The organism is Mesorhizobium sp. M7A.F.Ca.US.006.04.2.1 (genome assembly GCF_004022915.1).
In the GTDB taxonomy this organism is placed as follows: Bacteria; Pseudomonadota; Alphaproteobacteria; order Rhizobiales; family Rhizobiaceae; genus Mesorhizobium; species Mesorhizobium ciceri.
In genome coordinates, this window is the sequence record NZ_RZQA01001440.1 from 1 (window position 1) to 840 (window position 840).

The 840-nt window shown below is 56.5% G+C and carries 1 protein-coding gene and 1 pseudogene; both read right to left on the minus strand.

Translation table 11 applies throughout. From position 1 onward, the window contains the following. A pseudogene (locus tag EN925_RS41580) lies at positions 1 to 265 on the minus strand (DNA ligase D); the annotation flags it as partial. Then, complete coding sequence (locus EN925_RS41320; protein WP_164766163.1) at positions 262 to 723, minus strand: hypothetical protein; 462 nt, start codon at positions 721 to 723, stop codon at positions 262 to 264. The pseudogene EN925_RS41580 and the gene EN925_RS41320, both read right to left, overlap by 4 nt. Between the last annotated feature and the right edge of the window lie 117 nt (positions 724 to 840).

Genomic DNA, 840 nt, shown 5'->3' on the forward strand with positions numbered 1-840 from the left:
TAACCACAACGACGAATTCCTGTCGTTTGGTGCATTTGATCTTGAGCCAGCTGGTCGTGCGGTCGCCGATGTAACGGCTGTCGGCGCGCTTGGCGATAACGCCTTCGTGGCCACCCTCGCACATGGCGTCGAAGACTTGTCTGCCCCGGTCGACGATGTGGCCGGAAAACTGCAGGCTGTCGCCAGCGTCGCGGTCTCCAAGGAGTAACTCCAGCCTCTCCTTGCGATCGAGAAGCGGTCGGTTCGACAGGTCTTCGCCATTCATTTCCAACAGGTCGAAGGCGTAGACTTGAGCGGCATGCCCGCGGCAATTCCGGTTTTCAGCATGGAAAAATTGGTGCGGCCCTGGCTGTCGATCGCGACAATCTCGCCGTCGATCAGTGCAGAGTCTTTGGTTAGAGCCTGAAGCGGCGCCAGGATCACCTTGAACTGTCGTGTCCAGTCGTGGCCGTTGCGGGTGTAGACCACAACTTTAGAGCCGGAAATCGAGACTTGGGCACGATACCCGTCGAACTTCATTTCGAACAGCCAATTGCTGCCCACAGGTATGGCGTCTGTCAGGGTGCAGAGCTGGAACGGACGAAATGCTGGCAGCGAATATGTAGGGGTAGATTCTGAGTCCCGGCGCCGAGAGCGCTTTTTGCTGAGGGCGGCCTCTACGGCCGGCATGCGGAACTCGAATACATGGCTGGATTCAATACCCTGAATGGCATTCGGTTCCAAATCGGTGTTTCCAGATATTGAACCGGAAGAGTCCGGCTGCGTTGTTGGGTCTGGAATGGCAATCTTTTGGAGGATGAAATGCCCAATACTGGATCAACGCGTGGACGCAAGCAAGAC